The following is a 23787-nucleotide window of genomic DNA, read 5'->3' as shown; positions in this document are numbered from 1 at the left end:
TATTCTTTACACAACTAATTTATATTCCTTTTACCAGCCCGCACTAGCATTCATACCATTTCCAATAATAGAAAGTAATAGCGGCCATAATACTGGTCCTAGTGTAAGAAATATATTTAGAAGTATGAGCATTCTATATCCAACGGTGAAATTGTGATTTTTACGATTAACAAATACTAAACTGATTAATGATATTATAGTTGTTAAAAATAATACTAACATTAGCAACCAATACCACACCATTAAACTAAGACTCCACGGTGTTAATAGCTCATGTATGATACAAAATGAGATTCCTAATACAGCAAAACTAAAACTAGTCACCGATGTTTTTATAAGCCATTTATTTATTTTTTATCGTATGTATTTTTACAATATAAATCTATTAAAGTATATAAAGATAAATATGCCATTAATACACCTATCCAAGACAATAACCAGTCTCCGTCTCCTTTGAATAATACGTACAGTAACCAACACATACCTACTGCTGAAAAACAAAGGAAATAAGTATGCTTTTAATACCGATTTCATTACATTTTCACACCCTTAAAAATCAAAATTAATTATAATTTATAAAAATTAAGTATAGGTTAACATGTAATGAAGTATAAGTAAATAAAGTTAATTTTGTTTACCTATTTGAAGACGGTTTCATATAAGAAAATAATTCATGTTAATCAAATTTCCGTATAAAAATAGAAAAGGTGGATATTTATGTATCCACCTTCCCGTCTCCCTCTACCCACTTCATTATTTCTTCCACATCTAAATCCGTATACGTCTTTTCACCATAACGAACAGACTCATATAACGAGATAATATCCCTTGTTCTACAAATTCTTTTTAACCATTGTTGTATCGTTTCATAGGACCTTCTCTGTTCATGAAATGGTAATGTTCTTTCCCATTCAACTAACGTTTTTCTTATCTTATCTGTCGGTAACGGCCGTTCTAACTGATGAATGACTTTTTCATTCTTTATGCTTCTTACCGCAGTTTGCTTTGTGATCGATTCTTTCTCCTGTACTATTTCTGTTCTCATCAATTTGTTCCTAATATACTTGTAGATGGCATATATAATTAATATTGCGATTATCACATAAAAAACTATAGTAATCCATACATTTGAAAGAACAGAAAGCACGTCACTCCATAGACTTTCTCTTTCGAAAGGTTGAAATTTTTTACCCGTTTTCGTTCTTATACCCGTATCTTTTACTTCTTCATATTCATCTTCATCTATTTTGGAATCATCAAAATTTTCACCTATACTAGTAAAGTCATAATTTCTTTCCGATATTGTCTTAGTCTTACTGAAAAAACGCTCTTTTACTATGTCTTGTACATACACAATACCTTGTGATAACGTTATCGCACTAATCGCAAAGAAAAGTATGATTAAAGTTCTCACACTCCATAACTTCACTTTCATATGTCGCTTTTTATTCACCATGACATAAGCCCCTTCTTATTCTTTCATTACAATCCATTTATTCGTTCTACTGTATTTCTTTGGTGAAGTACCAATAATTAAAGGAACCGCATCCAGTTCCTTTCGACGAAAGCCTGCTGTGTAAAAGTAAGAAGAAGATATAGGCGTATCTTGGTCTGATATCGAGGCAAGTACCCTTAATACATTTTGCAAATGTTTCCGATTATCCCCATTTTTTATATGTAGCAAACCGTTATCTTTTACACTATTGATCCATACTTCAAACGAACAGTTTTGCATAAGAAGTTGTTTGCATATACCTGCTGTTAATTCAATTAGTTCCTCTATATCATTTCGCAAAGAAACACCACTTTTATTTTGCAAGTTGAGATAAATCGCGTATTTATCACATTGTGTTCGCTCATACTTTTTCGCAATTATCGTCCCTGTTTTCGCTGTTGCACTCCAGTGGATGGAACGAAAATCTTCATTTTCATAAGACTTTACTCCCATTACTTTCGTTTCATCATATAAGGGTGAAGACATCGCTTTTCGAAATCCTCGTGACCATTCTTGTAATTCAGGAACTTGTATTTTCGGAACAGCTGGTAAGACTAAATAAGAGGGCGTATCAACTTGTTTATATGTTATATGGTTCGTTATAAATCCAAAGAGATCAGTAATAACAATTTCAACTTCTTCCCATTTCGCGATGCCTCTTTTTAACGCTACAGCTTGCAAATCAAATGAAACTGACTCCCTTCCTTTTAAATTAAAATTCATATAATAATTTGAACCTGTACTATGATTTTTGTTTATTTCATCATGATTCCAAGTTAGCTTATTTTCACATTTAAATCGAAATACGATATTAAGAATAGGAAATATCGACTTGTTTGAAATTTTCATTTTGCACATATTCGTTTCACCTATAAAAACATTCGAATTCCCTTGACTGTATTCCCATTCAACACGAGATACTTTACGTATATATACATGCATAGCACCTATTAAAATTACATATAAAAATACGAGAGATAAAAACAGTAGATTACTTGAAAATACACTTAAAATAACGGCTACAACTGACATAACCCCCATTACGAAAGGCTCCGCTAAAGGTGTATACACAAGCTGTTGATTCATCGTACATTCTCCACTGGCACACTAATCGTATGAAGAATTTCTTTCATAATTTGTTCTTTCGTCGTTTTCATCTCTCCCTCAATTGTTAACGTTAAACGATGAGCACAAACGGATGCAGCCAGCGTCTTAATATCATCTGGCGTACAGTAATCTCTTTCATTTAATATTGCCCGTGCTTGAATTGCTCTCATAAATGCCAACGTTCCCCGAGGGCTTACACCAATTTCAATTAACTCATGGTTACGAGTTGCTTCAATAATTTCAAGGAGATAATCTTGCACATCATTCCCTACTAACACTTCTCTTGCACGCTTTTGCATCGCAATAATTTCTTCACTTGAAATAATAGAATGTAACGTTTCTAACGGATCATTCATTTGAAGCCGATTCATCATTTCCTTTTCAGCTTCTCTCGTAGGATAACCTTGGCGTATTGTGAGTAAAAACCGGTCTAACTGAGCATCTGGTAAAGGAAATGTGCCCGCTGATTCGAGTGGATTTTGCGTTGCTATAACTAAAAAAGGGTCTGGTAATGAATGTGTCTGTTTCGCAATTGTAACAGTACGCTCTTCCATAACCTCAAGTAACGAAGATTGTGTTCTCGGTACAGCTCGATTAATTTCATCCACTAATACGATATTTGCAAAAATGGGTCCTAACCTCGTTTTAAAATCCGATTCCTTCACATCAAAATATTCAAGGCCAATAACATCTCCAGGCAAAGTATCCGCTGTAAATTGTATTCTTTGAAATTTAGCGTCCACACTTTTAGCCAAACTTTTCGCTAATGTTGTTTTTCCTGTCCCAGGTACATCCTCTAATAAAATGTGTCCTCTTGCTATTAGAGCAATGGCTGCTAGTTCTATCGATTCGTCTTTTCCTATAATAACCTTCGAAATATTATTAGTAATTTTCTTTAATGTACTCATATAGTATCTACCACCTTTTAATTATCTAAAAATTAAGAATATACTTTTTCCAAATTATAACATGTAATTCGAAGATGAAATAGAGTGAAAATGAATCTTTTATTTTTTCTTCATTGCACGCAAAAAAGCACCTATTGTCGTATATTGACAATGAGGTGCTTAACTCAATCCAACAGCCTTCTTTCCCTCTAATTTTTAGTAACAATACATCCTTTTTACTCCCACGCATACATTGTTTTCAATTAACTAGTAAAATGCATTCTAATATTACATATAATAAAAACCATTTCGATTTGTTCGTTATAGAACTTCCTGTACATCGACACTCTCAATCTTCACTTCATACATATTTGGGATGCTTGCTTCTTTTGGTACCCATGCATAATAATTTTGATCATTTTCTAATATAAATTGAACTAACTTTGTTTCTGAAACATTCCAGAAATTTTTAAGATTATCAATGTAGTCTTCTAAATCGTCTTTATAGTCCAGTTGTAATATATAATCTCTTACCGTCAGGGCAAACACAATTAAACTTCCTAATAGATTTTTTTGCTCATTTTCTTCTTCATACTCTTGTGGTAAGAACCACACTTGACCTATTCCTATTGTTTTTTTGTATTTTTCATAAAAACTACTATCATCCATATTCTCATAATCATGTATTAATTCATTGACCAATGAATGCCATTTTGGCGGAATAATATTTTCCAATGCAGGATTATGTTCAATTCCTTCTACTATATCCTCTATTTCTTCTGTCTCATCTTCATAGTGATATTCACTTAGGTCTATATGCTTGAATTTCATTTCATTTTTATAATGTGCCAAATCATATGGATAATGATTATTATCTTTTAAACTTGTATCATCAAGTCCGAGTATCTTTACTATTGCAGCTGTCTCAAAGCTCCAATACCCCACATATCCAGGTTCTTTATGTGCATTTTTCCATTCATAATCATAATGGCCTCTAAACCATTCTTTCTCCATATACGTTTGTAATCTTTTAGACGCTTCTTTTTTATCTGTTTGTGCAAGTTCTATAATCTCTCTCGTTTTTGCATATGGATTTTCTTTAAAATAAACATTCGTCATTTTTGTGTATCCGATATCACTAGCGCATAAGAGGAAATCGATTACTGCGTCGTTCATATTTTCCTTCTCAACTAGCTTGGCTAAACTTACAAGATTCTTTTTATCTGTTTCTAATAAAATCCCTAGAGATATCATCCAAATTAGATTTAAATATCCAACTTCATTTTCCCCTATATGCCTCAAATCAATAAGAGCTTTGTCAAAATCTCCTTCTATTGTATGGATAGCTTCTCCTAGGGAATATTTTGCGTTAATATCCTCTAACTCATAATTAAAATTTAATAGATACCTTCCTTCTATAAGACTTTTATTATCTTTAGCCTTTCTTTGAATACCATTCCTTTCATCTTCTTCAAAACTTTTAATCTCCTCTCTATTTTCCTCAATAAACTCTTTATTATATTCTATTCCTTCTCTACATTTTTCTTCTATACATAAAGGATCTCTCATACTATTCAATTCCTCCTAGTTCCTTAAATTATGGCCATTCTCCAATTATGTCTCCCTTTGCATCTATTCTAAATGTTTTCACATTTCCACTACTATCAACCTTTGATAACACTCTCTCAACTTCCTGATCTTGTAATGCTTTCGTAATCTTTGATGCTAATTTTGCATCTCCATCAACTGCCTTCAATATTCTACTTTTTCGGGTCTTCGCACCATTCAACCAATCATTTGACATTTGTCTTCCATCTTTAGTTTTACTTAGTTTAGCACCACCACATAATCAATTTGAACAGACGAAAGGTGAGCCCACATTTCTCGCAAGCCCACCCTGTCTATTTCTGATGCTTCTTCATTCATTTTTGCGCAATTAATTTCTTTATCTCTAAAAATATACATCGAGTACAATCCTTGTTCTTCACAGTATACTTTAATTTCATCTTTTTAATATCTGAAGCTACATCCACCTTTAACTTGCCCTAGTGTTGAAACTGGTTTATCCCTAGAAATTTTTAACTTTCATCTTCCTATTACATAAATTGTAATTTTCGTAACGATTTTTAGCAAATATTCGGACATTTACCCTATGGAGTACACTCATAAAAGTTTTCTAAAGAGGGTCACTCTTTTTAATGAGACTACATTTTCGAACTGTAATCACTTCTTAACAACTACTAATCTACCTCTATTATTTATATCCCTTCTTTGGTTTCTGCACAATCATTAATGTTTCTTTTAATACTCATCTTCAAATAGACAATTATATATAGTAACACCTGTTTCCTTTAACTCTAACGAAACATCCTCCACTTCAATACTTAACGTTTCTTTATCAAGATTCTTTATTCCGTTACTATCTAATAATTTTAAAATACTACTTCCTATTTTCTTAGATTCATCATTGTATGGCGAGGACTCTTCAACTAGCTCGATTGTACCATTAGTATATCTATATCTTAAATATTTAACCACTGCATATGGCGCGATTGCCGAAATCATTAGCATTACACAATTAATTTCTGATTGCTTCCGAACGTACTCACTGAATTCTACACTACCAAAACGAAATTTCACATCTAGTGGTAGAAGAATGTAAGAAAAACATGTTGAATAACTAAAATCAGTAATATTATCAACGTTTATATTTGATATTTTATTAATTTCTCCATCCCAAAAATGTTTATCAACAAATTTCCCCAAAACATATTGGAAATCACCTTGTTTATATAATTTATTAACAACTTTTAGTATCTCATCACTCATAATTATTCTCCTTTATTGTACAGGGTACCCATGTATATTTCCTTTACCATCCATATGAACCTTTACCCTCGTTTCTCCATTTGGACCTATTGGCTTTCCAAAATCATGCACTCTAACACTTCCGTCTGGCTTTACTGGTGTTCCTTTCACCCATGCTTCTTGTGTCTCTACTACTCCATTTTTGCCTCCTCCCCACTGCGATTTGGTTGAGACATTATTCCCATGACCAGGAACATGTTTACCCTGTTTTCCTGCATCAACTTTTGGAGCACCTGAAACGCCAGCATCAACATGCCCTTGACTTGCTAGTTTATCATTTTTTCCAATGTTCCCTGCTACACTGGCTCCCTGACCATCAACACCTGTACCCTTACCCCCACCAGAAGACTGGATTTCTTGAATAGTATCCTTAGTATTTTGAATCGATTTATTCCAAATAAATCTACCATGTACAAAAAGACTTGCCCCAGTAGCTGTTGCTGCTATATCTAATGGAATAACAATTGGTGATGCTAACCCACCAGTTCCTACTTCTGCCACGATAGTTAAGAAATTAGATCCGCCTATGAGCGAGATACCTTCAAACATTTCTAGAATGGACCCGGCTATTTAATAATTTTGCCCTGTTTTTTTAATGTTTTTTGACATTGAAAAACATACTATATAGCATCAATTGAAGCCTATGTGCCTGTGAAATGCAAGGTACGAAAGTGCATTCGCTCAAATAATAATTTTCAATTTAAATCAACAAAAGAGACCTCAAATGTGAAGTCTCTCTTGTTGATTATTTTCCATAAGTAACTCGCCATTTATTTGTTTATTTTAAGACAGATAACATGGTTCATTCAAATATATCCTAAAGAAAAAATTTTTCCTGCCTTCATAAGCTAGTAGAATAGATTCAATTAATTCTTATTAATTGCGATAAACTCACTAGGAATCTCATCTGCTAACCAAACTTTTTCATTTCCTAAATAAAATTTAACGCCTTCTTCTCTAGCTTTTTCAGTATTAACTTCTAAAATAATAGGATGCTTATCTTTTCTTTGTTCAAAGCCTTCAGAAGCAAAATCATGAATAAGTTGAACTTTACTTCCTTTGCCGATTTCAAAACATGCAGTATCATCATTATCAACTCTTTTAGCAAAAGGAATCAGCTTACGATTAGGATATCTTTTCTTCATACCAGAGTATATGTTAGTAGCCTGTTCTGATTCCTTTAAAAACCATATATCAAAATTAACTAGATCTAATTTGACTAATAAGGTAACAGTTTAAATGCCACCTATTATTTACACATTTTTCTTTCCCATACTCTTTTTCCGTCAGTTAAAAACACTGCACTTGGCGGATCATCATAGAGAGAAATTTCAACCAATGAACTTTTTTCTTGTTTTAACCAATTATATACAGTACCTTCGTTTGTATTAGGTCGAGATAAAATATTATTTACTCTAAATACAGCTGCATCATATTCTGTATAATTTATATCATCCTCATCTAGTCCATTGTCTGTTTCAAAAACTGTATCTAGTTCTCCAATAATCCTCAATCCACTTTTCCATTCTAGTATCATGTCACTATGTTCATAATTTATTAATGTTCCAATTAAAGAATCGTACCCCATTTGCATCCTCTTTTCTTATGATTTTTATGGTCTTGATGGTACTATATGAGCGCCATCTTTTCCATAATGGATCAACCCTTTAGTAGTCTCATAGTATTCACCAGTATTGCGGTCATAATATTTTCCTATTGGCTCACCAAAGTCTACTCTTTCTCTACCGTTTTTTAATAGTTCACCTTTCCCGGCGAACTTATCAAGCAATTCTTGCGCTATTTTATTATCTCCATAGAAAATGCTCTTATTTTTTCCATTTGCTAATTCTTTTTTATAGTTCGGTGTATCGGGAATATGCTTCTCTTGAGCTCCTGCTTTCACTTTTATTGGATAACCATTTACTTCACGGTATAGACCTTTAGGTACTGAATCTTTTCCATAAGAAGGTATTCGATTACTCGCACCCTTACCTCCACCAGAAGACTGGATTTTTTGAATAGTATCCTTAGTATTTTGAATCGATTTATTCCAAACAAATCCACCATGTGCAAAAAGACTAGCCCCAGCAGCTGTTGCTGCTATATCTAATGGAATAACAATTGGTGATGCTAACCCACCAGTTCCTACTTCTGCCACGATAGTTAAGAAATTAGATTCGCCTATGAGCGAGATACCTTCAAACATTTCTACAATGGACCCGGCTATTTAATAATTTTGCCCTGTTTTTATTAATGTTTTTTGACATTGAAAAACAAACTATATACCTGCAATTGAAGCCTATGTGCATATTCTGTTAGTTTTAATTCATAAAAATAATTTCGATAAATTTATAGCTTACCTTTCAATTAAAAAAGCACTTATTGTCTCAAATAGACAACCAAGTGCTTTAAGTTCATATATTTTTAAGTAGCATAAATTTGTAAATTTTTCCCATTCCAAGTCTTTAATATTCGTCGTACAGTAAAATGTCATCTCGCCTAAGCTCGTACCTCGTTTTCTATTTTCTATCATTGCACATAACACTCTATGATGGTACAACCATCATGATCTATGAATTTCAAGAAAGTATCATTATATCCCATGGTTCTATACTTAAGCACACCAACTATTCCTTTAATTTAAGGATTTTCTATATAACTTTCTGCAATATCAATATCATTTGTCATTTCTAATTCTGGAAATTTTCCATCTAATTTTCTTAAGCAATTAATTAGTTCTTTACTTTGTATAATTTCTACTATATCTTCCAAAACTTCACTTATCCAATATAACTCTTCTTTACTACAGTTCTCTAAATATCTTATAGTATTTCCCTCATTTTCTGAGAGAACTTCTATTATTTCATTCCAACTTTTTGTATCCCATAGTCATCATTCAAATTTAATTTTTTTCTTTCATTTAATATAACTTCCATTTTATTTGCTATATCCATATTAATCCTCCAAACTCTATCTACGGTTGTTTAGTCGCATCTGGAAAAATAGTCCCTATCTCTCCATTTGTTTTTATAACTCCAACCCTAACCCCATTATACTCTCCAAAAATAGCCACACCATTTTCTGTATTCGCAAATCCGGGCAATTCAGCAATCTTAGCACCTGCTGCTGTAATATCAGACTCTGTCCAGCTTTCTGGAAACCATGATTGATTGGAACCTGTTCTTTTTGCTTTCACCTTGTGTCCAGGCACATTACCTACCCTAACACCGTTTTCGTATACTTTATTTATATTATAATCTACATTATTTTTTTCCAAAAATTCAATATTACTTTGTCCATGTCCTCCACCCTTCATTTTTGAAATATCTCCTGTTTTAGGATGTGTTGTAAAGTCACCTACATTTGAATGTTTAATGCTACTTTCGGGTATATTAACCTTGTTAGCCCGACTAGTTCCATTACTGAATCCACCTGTACCCTTACCACCATCTTTAGACTTCGCAAACTTATAATAAGCTTCTATCAATTCACCTTGTGGTATTTTGGTTATGATAGTTCCACCAACACTAGAGAATGCATAGGAAGCCTCTCTCTTAAATGATTGTAACATTTCAAGCGTAGGCTTCAATTCTTTTGCTAGTTTTACTGCATTAGCAAATGTACTTACTCCACTTGATGCTTTTGCTCCTTTTGTGATATGGCCTACTTTATTTAGTGCCCTATCGCCTAATATTGTGGTAGCTATTTGTGTTAATCCATAGGTAGTCAATTCTGTACGACTCTCTGCATCTCCCTCTATCATATCTCGTTTTATTTTATTTGAAAATGCATGCCACATATTTTTTGCAGTTTCATCCAAATGGAAAAGTGCATAGGTTACATTAATAAAAGTTCCTATGTCCATATTACTTAAAGCTATTGCGGACTCGATTTCATCACCAATAGCTTTCCCCGAGCCTCTTTGAATAGCTTCCCACATCTTTTTCGCTGTTTCAAACGTGCCAACTATACCGTCTGCCACATCGTCCCAAGCATTTCTAACCGGAGATTTCTCCTCAATTATGTTATTTGTTTCTATATCTTTAATTGACTGATCATTTTTTGGGCTGTTTCTTCTATAATCCCCTAAGTTCTTCTCATTGTTTTTTCACAAAATCGGCATTGAGATTTCTTATTAGATATCCTAAGTACACTCATACTCCCACCCGTCTCTTTTTCTTATAGCCAATTTTATACCACCGATGAACACCCTTTACAGGTGTAAAAACATAGAAAAAAACCTTGATTGGTATATATGCCAATCAAGGTCTCATTTTAAATACCACCTATTATTTACATATTTCTCTTTCCCATACTCTTTTTCCGTCAGTTAAAAATACTGCAATTGGTGGATCATCATAAAGAGAAATTTCAACTAACGAGCCTTTCTTTTGTATTAACCAATTATATAAACTATTTTCTTCCCTAGTAGGATGCGCTAAAATATCATTCACTTGAAATGTAACGGCATAGTATTCGGTATAATTCACATCATCGTCATCTAACCCATTGTCTGTTTCAAAAAGTGTGTCTGGTTCACCAATAATTTTCAATCCACTTTCCCACTCTATTATCAAGTCTCTATCTTTATACTCTTTTAACGTTTTTATTAAAGGATCATATTTCATGTATATCCCCCTCTTATTACTTCTTTAGTGGTTCTGAAGGCACTATATGTGCTCCGTCTTTTCCATAATGAATCATTCCTCTAGTAGTTTCAAGGTATTCACCAGTATCACGATCATAGTATTTTCCAATTGTTTTACCAAAGTCTACTCTTTCTTTTTTACCGTTTGGTAGTAGTTGACCTTTCCCGGCGAACTTATCAAGCAATTCTTGTGCTATTTTATTATCTCCATAGAAAATGCTCTTATTTTTTCCATTTGCTAATTCTTGTTTATAGTTCGGTGTATCGGGAATATGCTTCTCTTGAGCTCCTGCTTTCACTTTTATTGGATAACCATTTACTTCACGGTATGGGCCTTTAGGTACAGAATCTTTTCCATAAGAAGGTATTCGATTACTCGCACCCTTACCTCCACCAGAAGACTGGATTTTTTGAATAGTATCCTTAGTATTTTGAATCGATTTATTCCAAACAAATCCACCATGTACAAAAAGACTTGCCCCAGTAGCTGTTGCTGCTATATCTAATGGAATAACAATTTGTGACGCTCCCCCCCCAGTTCCTACTTCTGCTACGATAATCCAGTCGTTGAAAACTTCTTCATATCATGAAAGAGAATTGTGGAAGCACTTCATCATTTGAAACTTTTGTTTTGGTATTTTTGGATATATAATTCACCAAATATTGTAATTCCGAAATAAAAAGCACTTGTTGCTTTTAGTCGGCAATCAAGTGCTTTAAGTTCATCTGCTTATTAAGTAGGATCATTTGAGGGGATTTTCAATTAACTTTACAATATCTTTAAAACTTAGGAATTCATTAGTTTCATGTTTATTCCATTTATTTATATTCTTAGCTCACTAATAGCTATCTCGCCTAGTTATTGTTCTTATATTCAAAAGAATTATCTCTCTTCTTTGCACAAATATAAGTATTGGCCAAACTCAGGGAATGTATCCCAATTTCTAGATACATCATCTTTTGTCTCTCGCTCTTCTACTTCTCCAGTTTTAGAATCTTTTTGCTCCATAGCAATATGACCATTTTCTTGATACCCCAAAATCATACTTTTTAACTGTGTATCCCCGTCATATTCCCAATACATTATTGTCCTTAGGAATAGTCTATTATCTTCTTTAACAATAAAATCGTAGTGTAAATATTTACGAAGAAAATCATCCAAAAAACTTACCGATACCCATTTCTCAGTGACATTTACTAAATACTTTGGCTGCTCTCCATCACTAAGAACAGCAGTATAAGAATGACGATTTTCATGAAGTGTCTTGGCTGCATTCTCATCAATAATATTCCAAGGCTTCTTTTTTATATTAGACCACTTATCACAATAATAAATTTCCATTAATTATACACCTTCCCATTAATATCACGAATAATAATCCCTTTCTCATTCGCCTCTTCAATAATTTTTTGTGGAACTGGCTTTGTTTGTACAGGGATTTCCAAAATTAACTCTCCATCTAGTCGACCACCTTTTAAAGCATTAGGATTAAATTTACCTGAAGAAATTTCTGAACCGGAAGAATACTTTTTAGTAAACTCACTTAGATAACTTAATGCCGTCTTTTCTTTTACTTCAGCCAATTGGGTAAATTTCCTCGAGACAATTTCTTCACCCGGAATATAAGAATCTACAACATATTTCTTCCCATTGATTTCCTTTGCCTCTAACTCTACTTCATTATAAGGATATCGAGGACGATTTTCCTTATTAAATCTATTCCCTGCTTCCCATTGCTTTTTCACAAAGTCCGGTATTGATTTCTTTTTAGATAGTGTTTCACCCGTACCCTATGTTGTAATCTTAAACTCTCACAATAAAAAAACAAACCATATAAAACCTTATTAAACTACTTCCTTCTCTTGTACTACCGGCAATTCATATGCTGTTTTATGTTTCATCATTCCATAAACAATGTTTACAAGTTTTCTCATAATACATACCAATGCTTGTCCTTTTGTTTTCCCCTCTTTAAGTTTCTTTTGATAGTATGCATGAAACACTGGGTTTCGTGGCATCTTACTTCCTTTTGCTACTTGTACTTGCTGTACTGCTAAGTTATAAAATAAAGCGTGTAACGCCCTGTTTCCTTGTTTACTTTTATGTGCCTTACCTTTCCCACCAGAACCAAAGTAAACAGGCGCAATCCCCGCAAACCGTGCTAATTTATTGGCATTTGGAAATCGCCTTACATCCCCAATTTCTGCGATTAATGCTGATGCCGTCACAAGTTCTATTCCCGGCATTGTGTCTAATTGATAATCTAATACATTCATTAACTGTTTTAGTTCTCTCTCAATGTACTTCATTTCCTGTTTTTTAAATACAATGTCCCTAACAATACTTCTCACTAAAAAGTCTCGTGTTTCTTGATACTCCTTCATTGTTTGTCCATCTTCTTTTACAAGCTTTAATATGTCACTTGCTTTCTTTACTGAGCATGTATTGTTGCTAACATCTAATAAAAAAGCTGTCAATCGCTTTATATTCGTCCCCTCTAAACAAGAAGGTGACGGATATTGCTGCCAAAATGCCAATGTCGTTTTGCCATCTATCTCTGAGAAAAACTTTTTATAACTTGGATAATGGTGGTTCAATTGAATATGTAGTTGATTTTTCAAAGCTGCTTGTGCTTTTACTAATGCATTCCTTCTTGAAACTAGTTGTTGTATCGACCAAAATAAATCGTGCGGCTTTGCATCTGGTAGTTGATTAAATTTGCTTACCAATATGCGTGCTACACATTCTGCATCCCAGCTATCGTTCTTTTTAATCATTACCTCACTTTTACGTTCTAAAAATGATAAAGCTGGATTTACTTCTTTCACCACTCGTTCATGATCTACTAAATACTTCGCTAACGCTCTTCCATAACCACCAACATCTTCTAAACCAAATACAACTGATAATCCATCACTCACATATGTCTCTACTTCTAATAAAAACTTCGAAAATGCAGATGGTTTATTCTCAAATTGTATTTCTCCTAGTTTCTCTTGCCAACAATTAATAATAACAGCCGTATGATGCTCCTTATGTAAATCTACTCCTACATACAAATAGTTCTGCCTATTATGCATAACTCATCCCTCTATTCAATGATTTAGTCATATATAAAAATGTCGGCAACCTTAGTTCGAGCGTTCATCTTCCGATGCGCATAGGTACGCAAGCCTATCCATTTTTCATCACTCTAGTAGTATGTATAGTAAAATGAGCTAATTTTTTAAGTGAGTTTATAAAATAATTGCTGGATGTTTCCCATTTGCCTGTATTTGACCATATGTGTATATCCCTCGATAAAAACTCTCTCGGTCTAACATGCGTTTCACTTGTACTTTCGTAAATTGTTTTCCTTTCTCCGTACGATAACCCTCTACATTCAGTCGTTCTGCCAATTGAGAGAGTGACCAATGCCTAAAAAAGTATCGTAACTCAAATAGTCTACGCACAACCACCGCTTTCTCCGCATCTACTTCTAATACTTTCTGTCCTTTGTTTGCCCTGTAACCAAACATCACACCGCCACCTGCATATCCACCTTGTTCCGCTTTCTTCTTTCTACCTCGACTTAGCTTTAATGAAATCTCAAGACGTTGATATTGATCTAGTAGTTCTAACATGCCATTTACTAAAAAGTCATTCGGGTCATGTGTGTATATACTGTAATTTGGTTGTTCAATTGCTTTCACATCTACCTTGTATTTCTTTAGCTCTCGTTGTATTAACACTTTTGCCATATCAGAGCACCATAACCGAGATGTATTTAGTACAATCACGTGGCTCACTTGATGATATGTCATATCTGACAATAATTCTTGTAAACCTTCACGTTCAACTGTTAATCCATCTTCATCTACTGTCGCTCCACTAATTCCTTTATCTTCGTATATGTGAAGCAGTTGTAGTTCATTTTCAATGCAGTACCGTTCAATTTCTTCTACTTGATATGTTAAGCTGTACCCTTCACGTACTTGCCCTTCTGTTGAAACTCGTACATAACCAACTACTTTCTCTTCCATATTGAGTCCTCTCCCGTTACAGTAATTACAATCCATGTAACGTTTACCCGTTTTTTTTGCGGATAACGTGTGCATAACGTCCATCCGTTAAAACGTACTTTACGATGACTTCAAAAAGTAACACAACCCTTTATTTTTTCCTCTACTATCGTCGTACCCTGTTCACAACCATTACAATCTATAAAAATTTAATACTTAGCACACTTATAAAATTATAATGTGTCTACTCATTTCTATCCTAAAACGCAAAAAAGCACTTGTTGCCTTTAATTGACAATCAAGTGCTTTAAGTTCATATGTTTTTAAGTAGCATAAATTTGTAAGTTTTATAGTAACAGTATGACACCTTTTATATGTCGTGACAACTACTATGTTAAAACTTACGAGTTTGTACGAGTTCGTTAATTTAATGTCCATTCCATGTCTTTATATTCGTCGCACAGTAAAATGTTTTCTCGCCTAAGCTCGTACTTCATTTTCTATTCTATCATTGCACGTAATACTCTATGATGGTACAACCATCATGAAGTATATACTTTTTAACAGCCTATTCTTTTTCTGTCCACTTCAAAAATAAGTGCTTTTTCGTTTGCTTGTCTTATGTGTCAGTGTATATTTAACTTTAGCACCACGAACTTTGTCATTCTCGTGTGTAAAGTATACATTGAGTAGTAAGTATGACTATAATACTTATAAAGTTACTATAACCAATCTCGTTTGTTTACTTATTACTGTAGACTTTTAATCTATACTAGAGTATTAATCAACCATATTCACAAAGTATTCAGTATCCTGATTAATTTTTCGTATAAATTCCTCCAATGAATCAGCTATTTGAGTCTCAAAAAAATATACAGGAGTTTGTTGAGGAGTATTCAAATCAAGTGTTAAATATACACCCTCGTTTACTTCATAAAAAACCAATTTATCTTCTTCCTCGTATATCCCCTCTAAATCTGGATCAAACTCGTAAATACCTTCTCTCAATGTAATATCTGCTATAGTATCTGGATCCATTATTCTATTTATTGCATCCACATTATTTCCTTTTATGAAACCATAGCCAACTTCTAAGTAAAAATTTCTAAGTTCATTAGGAAATGCAAATCCAAGTCTCTCTTCTGCCACTATAAGTTCATTTTCTTGTAATTTAAAAAACTTATGATGACTATTTCTTATAAAATCAAATGTAGCCATTAAAACTACCTCCTTGGAAATAATTTATTTGATGGTGACCCTTTACCATGAATTCCTGCCTGATGTTCATCAGGAAATTTAGCTGGATGTATATTCCACCATTCATGAGGCCCACCAAAATTATTCTCTATAATATGATGCGCATCATAGGGTTGCCCAATATCCCTTACTACTCTACCTTTTTTATCATAAACTTCCTCAGTATATCTTGGCCATGTTTGCCCTGTTTTTTCTTCCCATTCACTTATCAATTTGTTTTTCACACTGTTAAATTTATTTCTGTGTTTTAACGTTTCCAATGGCGTCATTTTTTCATACTTATGTTCCCTTAGAGCAGCCTTTAATTGTTCTACTTGGTTTTTATGAAGCTTCAATCCTGTTTTTGACTCTACATCTCTAATATAATCTTTAGCTAAATCGTAATCAATTTTAACCGTACCCTTACCACCATCTTTAGACTTCGCAAACTTATAATAAGCTTCTATCAATTCACCTTGTGGTATTTTGGTTATGATAGTTCCACCAACACTAGAGAATGCATAGGAAGCCTCTCTCTTAAATGATTGTAACATTTCAAGCGTAGGCTTCAATTCTTTTGCTAGTTTTACTGCATTAGCAAATGTACTTACTCCACTTGATGCTTTTGCTCCTTTTGTGATATGGCCTACTTTATTTAGTGCCCTATCGCCTAATATTGTGGTAGCTATTTGTGTTAATCCATAGGTAGTCAATTCTGTACGACTCTCTGCATCTCCCTCTATCATATCTCGTTTTATTTTATTTGAAAATGCATGCCACATATTTTTTGCAGTTTCATCCAAATGGAAAAGTGCATAGGTTACATTAATAAAAGTTCCTATGTCCATATTACTTAAAGCTATTGCGGACTCGATTTCATCACCAATAGCTTTCCCCGAGCCTCTTTGAATAGCTTCCCACATCTTTTTCGCTGTTTCAAACGTGCCAACTATACTGTCTGTCGCATCGTCCCAAGCATTTCTAACCGGAGATTTCTTCTCAATTATGTTATTTGTTTCTATATCTTTAATTGACTGATCATTTTTTCGAGCTTGTTCTTCTATAATCCCCTGAATCGAACTCACCCAATCCATATTCAACCCTTGTGTACTAAACGTCCCACTCACAGGACTAAATCCTTTCCCGCTTTGCACTTCAGCGAGTCCGGCTGTGATGCTAGCTGCTAATTGGAGAGCGGTGCTGTAGTTGTTGCTGGATGAATGATTGAATTCATATAAATGCTCTAGTTTTTCTTCCAGTTTTTTTCTCATTGCACCTAATACCGTTACAATTGCACCTACTCCGGGCATTGGTGTAAGTACTTCTATTGCTTCTATACTTGTAATCGATTGATTAATTCCCCTTATTTGTTCTCTTATTTCTTGTTCAATCACATCTGTCGAAGCAACTTTCGCTTGGAACTCATTTGGAAATGCTTCGTTTTGGCGAATTAATTCTTCACATAAGCATATAATTCCTTGCGCTAATGGCCGAAATGTTTGGACAAGGTAGGATTTTGCACTACTGTATGTTTGTCCTTGTAATACTGTGTCTATCGCAAAGGCATCAATAGATTGAATGACTTGTTCCATACTTTGAATCGTAGCATTACATATAGCGTTCATACTTTGAGTTTGACTTTGTACTTCTCCCAAATACATGTTTAAACTCATGTATTGGCCTCCCTTTGTAGTTGCTGCTGTTCATAGGAAAGGTCGTTTTCTTTCTCACTGAGATGCCGTTTTTCTTTAAGCAACGTCTCTTTTTCATTTTCTAATTCGAATGTAAGTTTTCTTTCATACTGTCCGATTTCTTGCCGCATATTCGTAAAAAGGTGAAACACTTCTTTGTCGCCGTGCCAAGTTTCTAGTATTCGGTTAAATAAACGATTACTTCTATTTTTCCATTCATGAAAACTAGCCTCAGCTCGTTCTTGATTTTGCAGCGCGATTCGGTTTTCATTTTGTTCTTCAAATATAATTCGTAATTTTTGATTACATTGATTGATTCTCGTTTCAATTCCTTGACTCATCTTTTCCCCCTACCTTTTCCCCTTTACGTAGGTTGTTACATTATTGAAAAGTCTTTTGAAGTCCTGTATCCATTTTCTCAAATTCATTTGCTACGGAATGGATATTATCAATTGTTTGTTGAAAAGCAGTACAAAATTGTTTCGTGATCTGTAAATTTTGTTGATTTGCTTCTTGTGCCTTGAAGTTCACAGATAGTGTAGTACGCGTTGCCTTATTTATAGAGCGACTAGTAGCACTTTTCATTCTATCTGAAGCATTTCTCATTTTCGTTGCAAGTTGCGTTGCCGTATGCAAATTACTTTGAAATTCTCCCATTACTTGCTCCTCTCTACCTTTTATTTACAAGAAAATTATACCACGGAAAAATATCCCAATAAACCGAATGTTCGAATTTAACATACAATTCAGCACTGTTACTGAGGATACGAGCAACGCTTATCTATCAACATAACTGAGTCCAAAATGGATTCTACTTATACAAAAAAGATGACTTCAGCCATATGCTAAAGTCATCTTTTTCTACCTTATTATTTTACTAACTCTCCATTATAAGCTTTTATATTAAGCGGAGCAGTTAAAAATTGTGCTGCTTTACTAACGAAAGATGTGAAGTGTTCACTCGTATTATGGCTCGCAACTGCTGCTTCATCTTTCCATACTTCTACCATCGTATAAACACTTTCTTTTTCTGTATCTTTATATAAGTCATAAGATACATTTCCACTTTCTTCTCTTGAACCATGAATGAGTGGCTGAATTTCTTCTAAAAATGCTTGTTGTTTTGCTGGGTCTACTTGAAATATTGCGTGAATAATAATCATGGTGTTTCCCCTTTCATATTCCATATATTTCTATGACCTAATTAGATTACTTCCACTCAGCAACTTTGTCAATTGGAAGACGTACTGATTGGTAACCACTGTCTGCAGCTTTCCCGATTGAAATTAACATAACTGGTACGTAGCTTTCTTTATCTAGTCCAAATGCTTCTGCGATTTGATCTTTCTCAAATCCACCAATTGGACAAGTGTCATAACCGTGCGCACGAGCTGCTAGCATAAATTGCATTGCTACAAGACCACCGTCAATTAATACCGTATCTTTCATTACTTCTGGTGTAACCATAGAGAAGTAAGCTGAAAGTTTTTTCATTTGATCTTCTTTTACTTCTGCTGGCATAAGTCCACGCTCTACTGCTGTACCGTAAATTTCTTCTGCGTTATCAAAGTTGTTTAAATCACCAAATAAAGCAATCATTGCTGAAGACGTTTCTACTTGAGATTGATTGAATTTCGCAAGTGGCGCAAGTGTTGCTTTCGCTTCGTCACTTTCAATCACTACGAATCTCCATGGTTGCATGTTTACTGAAGATGGTGCAAGTGTTGCTTCTGTAAGAATTTCTGTCATTTCTTCTTTGCTAATTTTCACTGAAGGGTCGTACTTACGAATTGAACGACGTCCTGTTAAAATTTCGTTAAAATCATTTGTTTTTACTGAGTTAGTCATAGTTGTATTCTCCCTTTTTTATAATTCTTTTATATTTTCTTGAATGTGATTTAACATATTTAAAAGATTATCGCGTTCTTCCTCACTTAATCCTTTAAATGCAGATGCTGCAAAACGTTCTTTTTCTTCTTGAAACGCCTGAATTTTATTTCGCCCCTCTTCAGTAAGAGAAACTAACGTAATTCTGTTATCATCTGGATTTTTACGTCTTACAATCATTTCATTGGCCTCAAGCTGCTTTAAATGCCTTGTTATCGCAGCATTATCAATATTCACTTCTTGCTGAAGTGCTTTTTGACTAATTTCACCTACTTCAAATAATTGAAGTATAAGCTCTAATCGAGACTGGCTCATACCCGTACACCCTTCAAATTTCGAACTTACTTCTTTATTTAGAAAGTGTAATTTATATAAAATAATCGCTTCTTTTGAGCATGAACTTGTCAAATTAACCCTCCTTTACAATCAAAATAAAAACATTTGATGTATCAATAGTTGATATGTCAATTAATATAATCTATATCGATTTAGAATGCAAGCATTTTGTTTTTATTTTATTTTTTCCAAATTAAGGCGCTTTGTAGCGTTACAAATAATGTTAATTGCACTATAATAGTAATAATTTAAATGACTGGAGAGTGATTGATAATGCGGCAATACACAAATAGAAATGAGGAAATGAAAATGGAAAATGAAATGAGGATATTCACAAATGACAACAATAAATATAGGGATTGTCGCGCACGTAGACGCTGGCAAGACGAGTTTGACTGAGCGTATTCTTTATGAAACGAATGTGATTAAAGAAATTGGCCGAGTAGATAGTGGTAATACACAAACTGACTCAATGGAATTAGAAAGACAACGCGGCATTACGATTAAAGCATCTGTCGTTTCTTTCTTTATTGATGATGTAAAAGTAAATGTCATTGATACACCTGGACACGCTGATTTTATCGCTGAAGTGGAGCGATCATTCCGCGTTCTAGACGGTGCGATTTTAGTTATCTCTGCCGTTGAAGGTGTGCAAGCACAAACAAAAATTTTAATGCGAACATTACAGAAACTAAACATACCGACTATTTTATTCGTTAATAAAATTGATCGTAGTGGCGCAAACACTGAAAAAGTTATGAAACAAATAAAAGAGGTTCTTTCAAATGAAGCATTCCCCTTCTACTCTGTTCTAAACGAAGGAACGAAAGAAGCCCGGATCATTGAATACAAATCATATGACGATTGTATGGAACTGTTAACACCATTTAATGAATCGTTACTTGAATCATATGTAAATAACGAAATAATACCGGACGCACTATTAAGAGAAAAACTAGAACAACAAATACAGCAAGCAAATGTGTATCCAATCTTTTTCGGTTCAGCAATGACAGGTATAGGAGTAACTGAAATACTTGAAAAACTTCCGGCCCTAATGCCAGCTCTTACATCGGCACAAGAGGAACCATTATCTGGTGTTGTTTTTAAAATTGAACGTGAACCTTCTGGAGAAAAGGTTGCGTATATAAGAGTTTTTTCAGGTAGCTTACATGTTAGAAAATATGTTGATATACAGCGCGATGAGTCTCTACCACATAAGGAAAAGATAAAAAAAATGTGCATATTTCATAATGGAGATGCCGTTCAAACTACTACCGTTCCTAGCAGTGAATTTTGTAAAGTGTGGGGACTGAATGATATTAAAATTGGTGATATTATCGGTGAACGTACGGATTATATAAAAGATACTCACTTTGCCGAACCACAAATGGAAGCAGCCATCAATGCAGTACCAAAAGAACGAATTCATGATTTATACGCTGCACTTATGGAACTATGTGAAGAAGATCCGCTCATTAAAGTGTGGAAAGATGATATTCATAATGAACTTTATATTCGCCTTTTCGGTGAAGTACAAAAAGAGGTTATCGAAACAACACTTTATGAGAAATATAATTTGCAGGTTACTTTTTCAAGTACGCGAGTTGTATGTATGGAGAAACCAATTGGCATTGGGAATTCCGTTGAAGTCATGGGTGAAAAAGCGAATCCTTTTTACGCAACAGTTGGATTCAAAGTCGAACGTGGTGAACTTAATTCTGGCATAACATATAAATTAGGCGTTGAACTTGGCTCACTACCTTTAGCATTTCATAAAGCAATTGAAGATACTGTATTTCAAACGTTAAAACAAGGTTTATACGGATGGGAAGTTACGGACATTTCTGTCACGTTAACACATACTGGTTATGCTAGTCCTGTTACAACAGCGAGTGATTTTAGAAACTTAACACCACTCGTACTAATGGATGCCTTAAAGAAAGCTGAAACATATGTATATGAACCAGTAAACGAGTTTGAATTAACTGTACCGAAGCAAGCAATTAGTACCGCAATGTATAAACTTGCTACTATTCCAGCAACTTTTGCAGAGCCTATATTATATAATGATTCTTACCAATTAACAGGATCATTACCTGTTGCGAAAACAGAGAATTTTAAACGCATGCTTCATTCATTTACAGAAGGAGAAGGCATATTTACAACGAAGCCAGCTGGTTTCACAAAGCTTATGGCTCCCTTCCCTACTCGAAAACGTGTTGATTATAATCCGCTGAATCGTAAGGATTATTTACTTCATGTTTTGAAGGCTTATTAAAGTAAAAGAGGTGCAATTCGCACCTCTTTTGCATGTATTAATAGGTTAGTTTGTCCTAACAACTTCTTTAAGTTTTCCTATTATTTTCGCTATAGCCTCAATTGAATTTTCCGTTTCATATCCCCCAACATTTACAGAATGATTTACATTTTTGACAACTTCAATCTGTAAATTCGTTTTATATAACTGATCAATTTGACCTGCATTGTATTGGTGATCTTTATCCCCAATTACTAAAAGCCCTTCGTGACTACTATGTAAAATAGAATCAAAAATGGAATCAAAAGTTAGTAAAGGTGTAAGTACTATCATTTTTGACTGTAAAAAATCGTCTCTCCTCATTAAATCATTTGCAATCGGAATTGTTCCAAGTGACTTCCCTAAAAACATAGTCTCGTTGTATTGCTCATCTTTTAATACTTCATTTATTACCGGATTAATATCATCCATCATTACTTTCGTTACTTCTTCCATTGGTTTATTCATTACTTGTTCGTCGTAAGAATAATGAATATGTACAACATCAATTTTATGTTCAAGCATAAGCATCGTCGCGTAATAAAATAACGGCTTATCATAATTGTATCCTGAACCTGAAAACATAAAGCAAACGGTACTAGAACCTTTTTCGATATGTGTGTAATAAATTACTTTGTCATTTATATGTATCTCTTTTTTAGTTCCCTTCACCATTTTCCCCTCCGAATACATTTACTTTTGTAATACGATATGTTCTGTGTGAACTGATACATCCTTTACTTTCTCTTTTATAAATGCAGGCTGTAAGTTATATGTATGCAGTTCTTCTACTGGCACCCATCTAAACAAATACGTTCTACCCTCTTCTTCCAAAATATATTGATCCGCTCCACTCGCAGGTAACTCATGTAGCTCTACTTCATAATAAAAACTAATTTCATGAAACTTTCGCTCAGAAAGTGTAAAGAAATTTTCTACTGACCATATTAACCTTTTCCTTTTAATAGGAACACCTATCTCTTCCGCAAGCTCTCGTTTTAATGCATCTTCACTATTCTCTAGCATTTTTACTCTACCACCGGGTACGTACCAAAAATCTTCACCGTCACCTTGCAGAATAAGTATTTTATTATCCTGTTTACAAATTGCTCCAACGCGGTAATTAAAACATGTTTCCTCAACTTTAAACGTAAGATCCATCCGTAACGCCCCCTTATATAAATATCGAATTATTACAAAACAATTATGTAATTACTGTACAAATAAGGTTACTAAATTTATCCACTCCATTCAACGGTTTTTGAATTTTCTAAACTATTATTTTCCATCATTACAAGTGTATATACATATGTTACAATCACATTGCACAC

At 33.9% G+C, this 23787-nt stretch carries 25 protein-coding genes and 5 pseudogenes; 1 reads left to right on the top strand and 29 read right to left on the bottom strand.

The window, feature by feature from the left end:
- Positions 1-30 precede the first annotated feature (30 nt).
- The 27 genes and pseudogenes from IQ781_RS01015 to IQ781_RS00890 all read right to left on the bottom strand — a co-directional run bounded on the left by IQ781_RS01015 (position 31) and on the right by IQ781_RS00890 (position 20229).
- A pseudogene (locus tag IQ781_RS01015) lies at positions 31-529 on the bottom strand (DUF3902 family protein).
- 186 nt (positions 530-715) lie between these two features.
- Positions 716-1456 (bottom strand): hypothetical protein, encoded by a 741-nt coding sequence (locus tag IQ781_RS01010; protein WP_000247497.1) that lies wholly within the window; start codon positions 1454-1456, stop codon positions 716-718.
- 15 nt (positions 1457-1471) lie between these two features.
- A complete protein-coding gene (locus IQ781_RS01005) occupies positions 1472-2581 on the bottom strand; it encodes a DUF58 domain-containing protein (protein WP_001075941.1) in 1110 nt (369 codons plus the stop codon).
- The gene (locus tag IQ781_RS01000) at positions 2578-3510 is read right to left on the bottom strand and encodes an AAA family ATPase (RefSeq protein WP_000105657.1); all 933 of its coding nucleotides are present in this window, start codon (positions 3508-3510) and stop codon (positions 2578-2580) included. Before IQ781_RS01000 ends, IQ781_RS01005 begins: the two co-directional genes overlap by 4 nt.
- A gap of 300 nt (positions 3511-3810) precedes the next feature.
- Positions 3811-5058, bottom strand: coding sequence for a PoNi-like cognate immunity protein (locus IQ781_RS00995; protein WP_001205551.1), 1248 nt, complete (start codon positions 5056-5058; stop codon positions 3811-3813).
- A 28-nt stretch (positions 5059-5086) separates the two neighbouring features.
- Positions 5087-5293, bottom strand: coding sequence for a hypothetical protein (locus IQ781_RS00990; protein ID WP_000063993.1), 207 nt, complete (start codon positions 5291-5293; stop codon positions 5087-5089).
- 497 nt (positions 5294-5790) lie between these two features.
- Positions 5791-6318, bottom strand: a complete 528-nt coding sequence (locus tag IQ781_RS00985) for a hypothetical protein (RefSeq protein ID WP_001278748.1) — start codon at positions 6316-6318, stop codon at positions 5791-5793.
- Positions 6319-6330: 12 nt separating this feature from the next.
- Complete coding sequence (locus IQ781_RS00980; protein WP_013142011.1) at positions 6331-6906, bottom strand: hypothetical protein; 576 nt, start codon at positions 6904-6906, stop codon at positions 6331-6333.
- Between the two features lie 317 nt (positions 6907-7223).
- Positions 7224-7550, bottom strand: coding sequence for an RNA 2'-phosphotransferase family protein (locus tag IQ781_RS00975; protein ID WP_336458635.1), 327 nt, complete (start codon positions 7548-7550; stop codon positions 7224-7226).
- A 56-nt stretch (positions 7551-7606) separates the two neighbouring features.
- Entirely contained in the window at positions 7607-7945 is a 339-nt protein-coding gene (locus tag IQ781_RS00970) for a hypothetical protein (RefSeq protein WP_000540189.1), read from the bottom strand.
- 24 nt (positions 7946-7969) lie between these two features.
- Positions 7970-8584: pseudogene (locus IQ781_RS28380) on the bottom strand (polymorphic toxin type 50 domain-containing protein); the annotation flags it as partial.
- Positions 8585-8997: 413 nt separating this feature from the next.
- Positions 8998-9311 (bottom strand): annotated as a pseudogene (locus IQ781_RS00960) (hypothetical protein).
- Positions 9312-9331: 20 nt separating this feature from the next.
- Positions 9332-10443: pseudogene (locus IQ781_RS00955) on the bottom strand (EndoU domain-containing protein); the annotation flags it as partial.
- Between the two features lie 203 nt (positions 10444-10646).
- A complete protein-coding gene (locus IQ781_RS00950) occupies positions 10647-10985 on the bottom strand; it encodes a hypothetical protein (RefSeq protein WP_000872895.1) in 339 nt (112 codons plus the stop codon).
- Between the two features lie 16 nt (positions 10986-11001).
- Positions 11002-11562, bottom strand: a pseudogene (locus IQ781_RS00945) (polymorphic toxin type 50 domain-containing protein); the annotation flags it as partial.
- 326 nt (positions 11563-11888) lie between these two features.
- Entirely contained in the window at positions 11889-12347 is a 459-nt protein-coding gene (locus IQ781_RS00940; protein WP_000409336.1) for a hypothetical protein, read from the bottom strand.
- Positions 12347-12751 (bottom strand): hypothetical protein, encoded by a 405-nt coding sequence (locus IQ781_RS00935; protein ID WP_000745181.1) that lies wholly within the window; start codon positions 12749-12751, stop codon positions 12347-12349. The genes IQ781_RS00940 and IQ781_RS00935 overlap by 1 nt, the downstream gene beginning before the upstream one ends.
- Before the next feature lie 99 nt (positions 12752-12850).
- Positions 12851-14086 carry an IS110 family RNA-guided transposase gene (locus IQ781_RS00930; protein WP_242808212.1) on the bottom strand — a complete coding sequence of 412 codons (1236 nt, stop codon included), beginning with the start codon at positions 14084-14086 and terminating at the stop codon, positions 12851-12853.
- 156 nt (positions 14087-14242) lie between these two features.
- Positions 14243-15028 (bottom strand): recombinase family protein, encoded by a 786-nt coding sequence (locus IQ781_RS00925; RefSeq protein ID WP_063220893.1) that lies wholly within the window; start codon positions 15026-15028, stop codon positions 14243-14245.
- Between the two features lie 204 nt (positions 15029-15232).
- Positions 15233-15439, bottom strand: a complete 207-nt coding sequence (locus IQ781_RS28255; protein ID WP_306292718.1) for a hypothetical protein — start codon at positions 15437-15439, stop codon at positions 15233-15235.
- Between the two features lie 348 nt (positions 15440-15787).
- Positions 15788-16225 (bottom strand): SMI1/KNR4 family protein, encoded by a 438-nt coding sequence (locus IQ781_RS00920; RefSeq protein WP_000190068.1) that lies wholly within the window; start codon positions 16223-16225, stop codon positions 15788-15790.
- A gap of 5 nt (positions 16226-16230) precedes the next feature.
- The gene (locus IQ781_RS00915; protein WP_065212577.1) at positions 16231-17916 is read right to left on the bottom strand and encodes a T7SS effector LXG polymorphic toxin; all 1686 of its coding nucleotides are present in this window, start codon (positions 17914-17916) and stop codon (positions 16231-16233) included.
- Positions 17913-18275: a DUF3958 family protein gene (locus IQ781_RS00910; RefSeq protein ID WP_000077520.1), complete on the bottom strand. Its 363-nt coding sequence runs from the start codon at positions 18273-18275 to the stop codon at positions 17913-17915. The genes IQ781_RS00915 and IQ781_RS00910 overlap by 4 nt, the downstream gene beginning before the upstream one ends.
- Before the next feature lie 40 nt (positions 18276-18315).
- Positions 18316-18591, bottom strand: coding sequence for a TIGR04197 family type VII secretion effector (locus IQ781_RS00905; RefSeq protein WP_000503635.1), 276 nt, complete (start codon positions 18589-18591; stop codon positions 18316-18318).
- Positions 18592-18803: 212 nt separating this feature from the next.
- Positions 18804-19097 (bottom strand): putative quinol monooxygenase, encoded by a 294-nt coding sequence (locus tag IQ781_RS00900; protein WP_000583805.1) that lies wholly within the window; start codon positions 19095-19097, stop codon positions 18804-18806.
- 46 nt (positions 19098-19143) lie between these two features.
- The gene (locus IQ781_RS00895) at positions 19144-19782 is read right to left on the bottom strand and encodes a nitroreductase family protein (RefSeq protein WP_000185392.1); all 639 of its coding nucleotides are present in this window, start codon (positions 19780-19782) and stop codon (positions 19144-19146) included.
- Between the two features lie 18 nt (positions 19783-19800).
- Complete coding sequence (locus IQ781_RS00890) at positions 19801-20229, bottom strand: MarR family winged helix-turn-helix transcriptional regulator (protein ID WP_000204162.1); 429 nt, start codon at positions 20227-20229, stop codon at positions 19801-19803.
- Between the two features lie 265 nt (positions 20230-20494).
- Here IQ781_RS00890 and IQ781_RS00885 point away from each other — a divergent pair, with 265 nt between their 5' ends.
- Positions 20495-22438, top strand: coding sequence for an elongation factor G (locus IQ781_RS00885; protein WP_063220522.1), 1944 nt, complete (start codon positions 20495-20497; stop codon positions 22436-22438).
- A 45-nt stretch (positions 22439-22483) separates the two neighbouring features.
- Here the strand turns inward: IQ781_RS00885 and IQ781_RS00880 are convergent, their stop codons facing one another.
- Together IQ781_RS00880 and IQ781_RS00875 are read right to left on the bottom strand one after the other, a co-directional pair.
- Positions 22484-23149: an alpha/beta hydrolase gene (locus IQ781_RS00880; RefSeq protein ID WP_167316397.1), complete on the bottom strand. Its 666-nt coding sequence runs from the start codon at positions 23147-23149 to the stop codon at positions 22484-22486.
- Complete coding sequence (locus IQ781_RS00875; RefSeq protein WP_063220521.1) at positions 23150-23617, bottom strand: NUDIX hydrolase; 468 nt, start codon at positions 23615-23617, stop codon at positions 23150-23152. It lies immediately after the preceding gene.
- Positions 23618-23787: the final 170 nt, after the last annotated feature.

Source organism: Bacillus sp. N447-1 (genome assembly GCF_022701035.1).
GTDB classification, from domain to species: Bacteria; Bacillota; Bacilli; order Bacillales; family Bacillaceae_G; genus Bacillus_A; species Bacillus_A cereus.
This window is presented reverse-complemented; position numbering and strand designations above follow the sequence as displayed.

Bases quoted from the DNA above. Each gene is read 5' to 3' on its own strand.
- IQ781_RS01010 (WP_000247497.1), bottom strand. From the start codon at position 1,456: ATGGTGAATAAAAAGCGACATATGAAAGTGAAGTTATGGAGTGTGAGA.
- IQ781_RS01005 (WP_001075941.1), bottom strand. From the start codon at position 2,581: ATGAATCAACAGCTTGTGTATACACCTTTAGCGGAGCCTTTCGTAATG.
- IQ781_RS01000 (WP_000105657.1), bottom strand. From the start codon at position 3,510: ATGAGTACATTAAAGAAAATTACTAATAATATTTCGAAGGTTATTATA.
- IQ781_RS00995 (WP_001205551.1), bottom strand. From the start codon at position 5,058: ATGAGAGATCCTTTATGTATAGAAGAAAAATGTAGAGAAGGAATAGAA.
- IQ781_RS00990 (WP_000063993.1), bottom strand. From the start codon at position 5,293: ATGTCAAATGATTGGTTGAATGGTGCGAAGACCCGAAAAAGTAGAATA.
- IQ781_RS00985 (WP_001278748.1), bottom strand. From the start codon at position 6,318: ATGAGTGATGAGATACTAAAAGTTGTTAATAAATTATATAAACAAGGT.
- IQ781_RS00980 (WP_013142011.1), bottom strand. From the start codon at position 6,906: ATGTTTGAAGGTATCTCGCTCATAGGCGGATCTAATTTCTTAACTATC.
- IQ781_RS00970 (WP_000540189.1), bottom strand. From the start codon at position 7,945: ATGGGGTACGATTCTTTAATTGGAACATTAATAAATTATGAACATAGT.
- IQ781_RS00950 (WP_000872895.1), bottom strand. From the start codon at position 10,985: ATGAAATATGATCCTTTAATAAAAACGTTAAAAGAGTATAAAGATAGA.
- IQ781_RS00940 (WP_000409336.1), bottom strand. From the start codon at position 12,347: ATGGAAATTTATTATTGTGATAAGTGGTCTAATATAAAAAAGAAGCCT.
- IQ781_RS00930 (WP_242808212.1), bottom strand. From the start codon at position 14,086: ATGCATAATAGGCAGAACTATTTGTATGTAGGAGTAGATTTACATAAG.
- IQ781_RS00925 (WP_063220893.1), bottom strand. From the start codon at position 15,028: ATGGAAGAGAAAGTAGTTGGTTATGTACGAGTTTCAACAGAAGGGCAA.
- IQ781_RS00920 (WP_000190068.1), bottom strand. From the start codon at position 16,225: ATGGCTACATTTGATTTTATAAGAAATAGTCATCATAAGTTTTTTAAA.
- IQ781_RS00915 (WP_065212577.1), bottom strand. From the start codon at position 17,916: ATGAGTTTAAACATGTATTTGGGAGAAGTACAAAGTCAAACTCAAAGT.
- IQ781_RS00910 (WP_000077520.1), bottom strand. From the start codon at position 18,275: ATGAGTCAAGGAATTGAAACGAGAATCAATCAATGTAATCAAAAATTA.
- IQ781_RS00905 (WP_000503635.1), bottom strand. From the start codon at position 18,591: ATGGGAGAATTTCAAAGTAATTTGCATACGGCAACGCAACTTGCAACG.
- IQ781_RS00900 (WP_000583805.1), bottom strand. From the start codon at position 19,097: ATGATTATTATTCACGCAATATTTCAAGTAGACCCAGCAAAACAACAA.
- IQ781_RS00895 (WP_000185392.1), bottom strand. From the start codon at position 19,782: ATGACTAACTCAGTAAAAACAAATGATTTTAACGAAATTTTAACAGGA.
- IQ781_RS00885 (WP_063220522.1), top strand. From the start codon at position 20,495: ATGACAACAATAAATATAGGGATTGTCGCGCACGTAGACGCTGGCAAG.
- IQ781_RS00880 (WP_167316397.1), bottom strand. From the start codon at position 23,149: ATGTATTCGGAGGGGAAAATGGTGAAGGGAACTAAAAAAGAGATACAT.
- IQ781_RS00875 (WP_063220521.1), bottom strand. From the start codon at position 23,617: ATGGATCTTACGTTTAAAGTTGAGGAAACATGTTTTAATTACCGCGTT.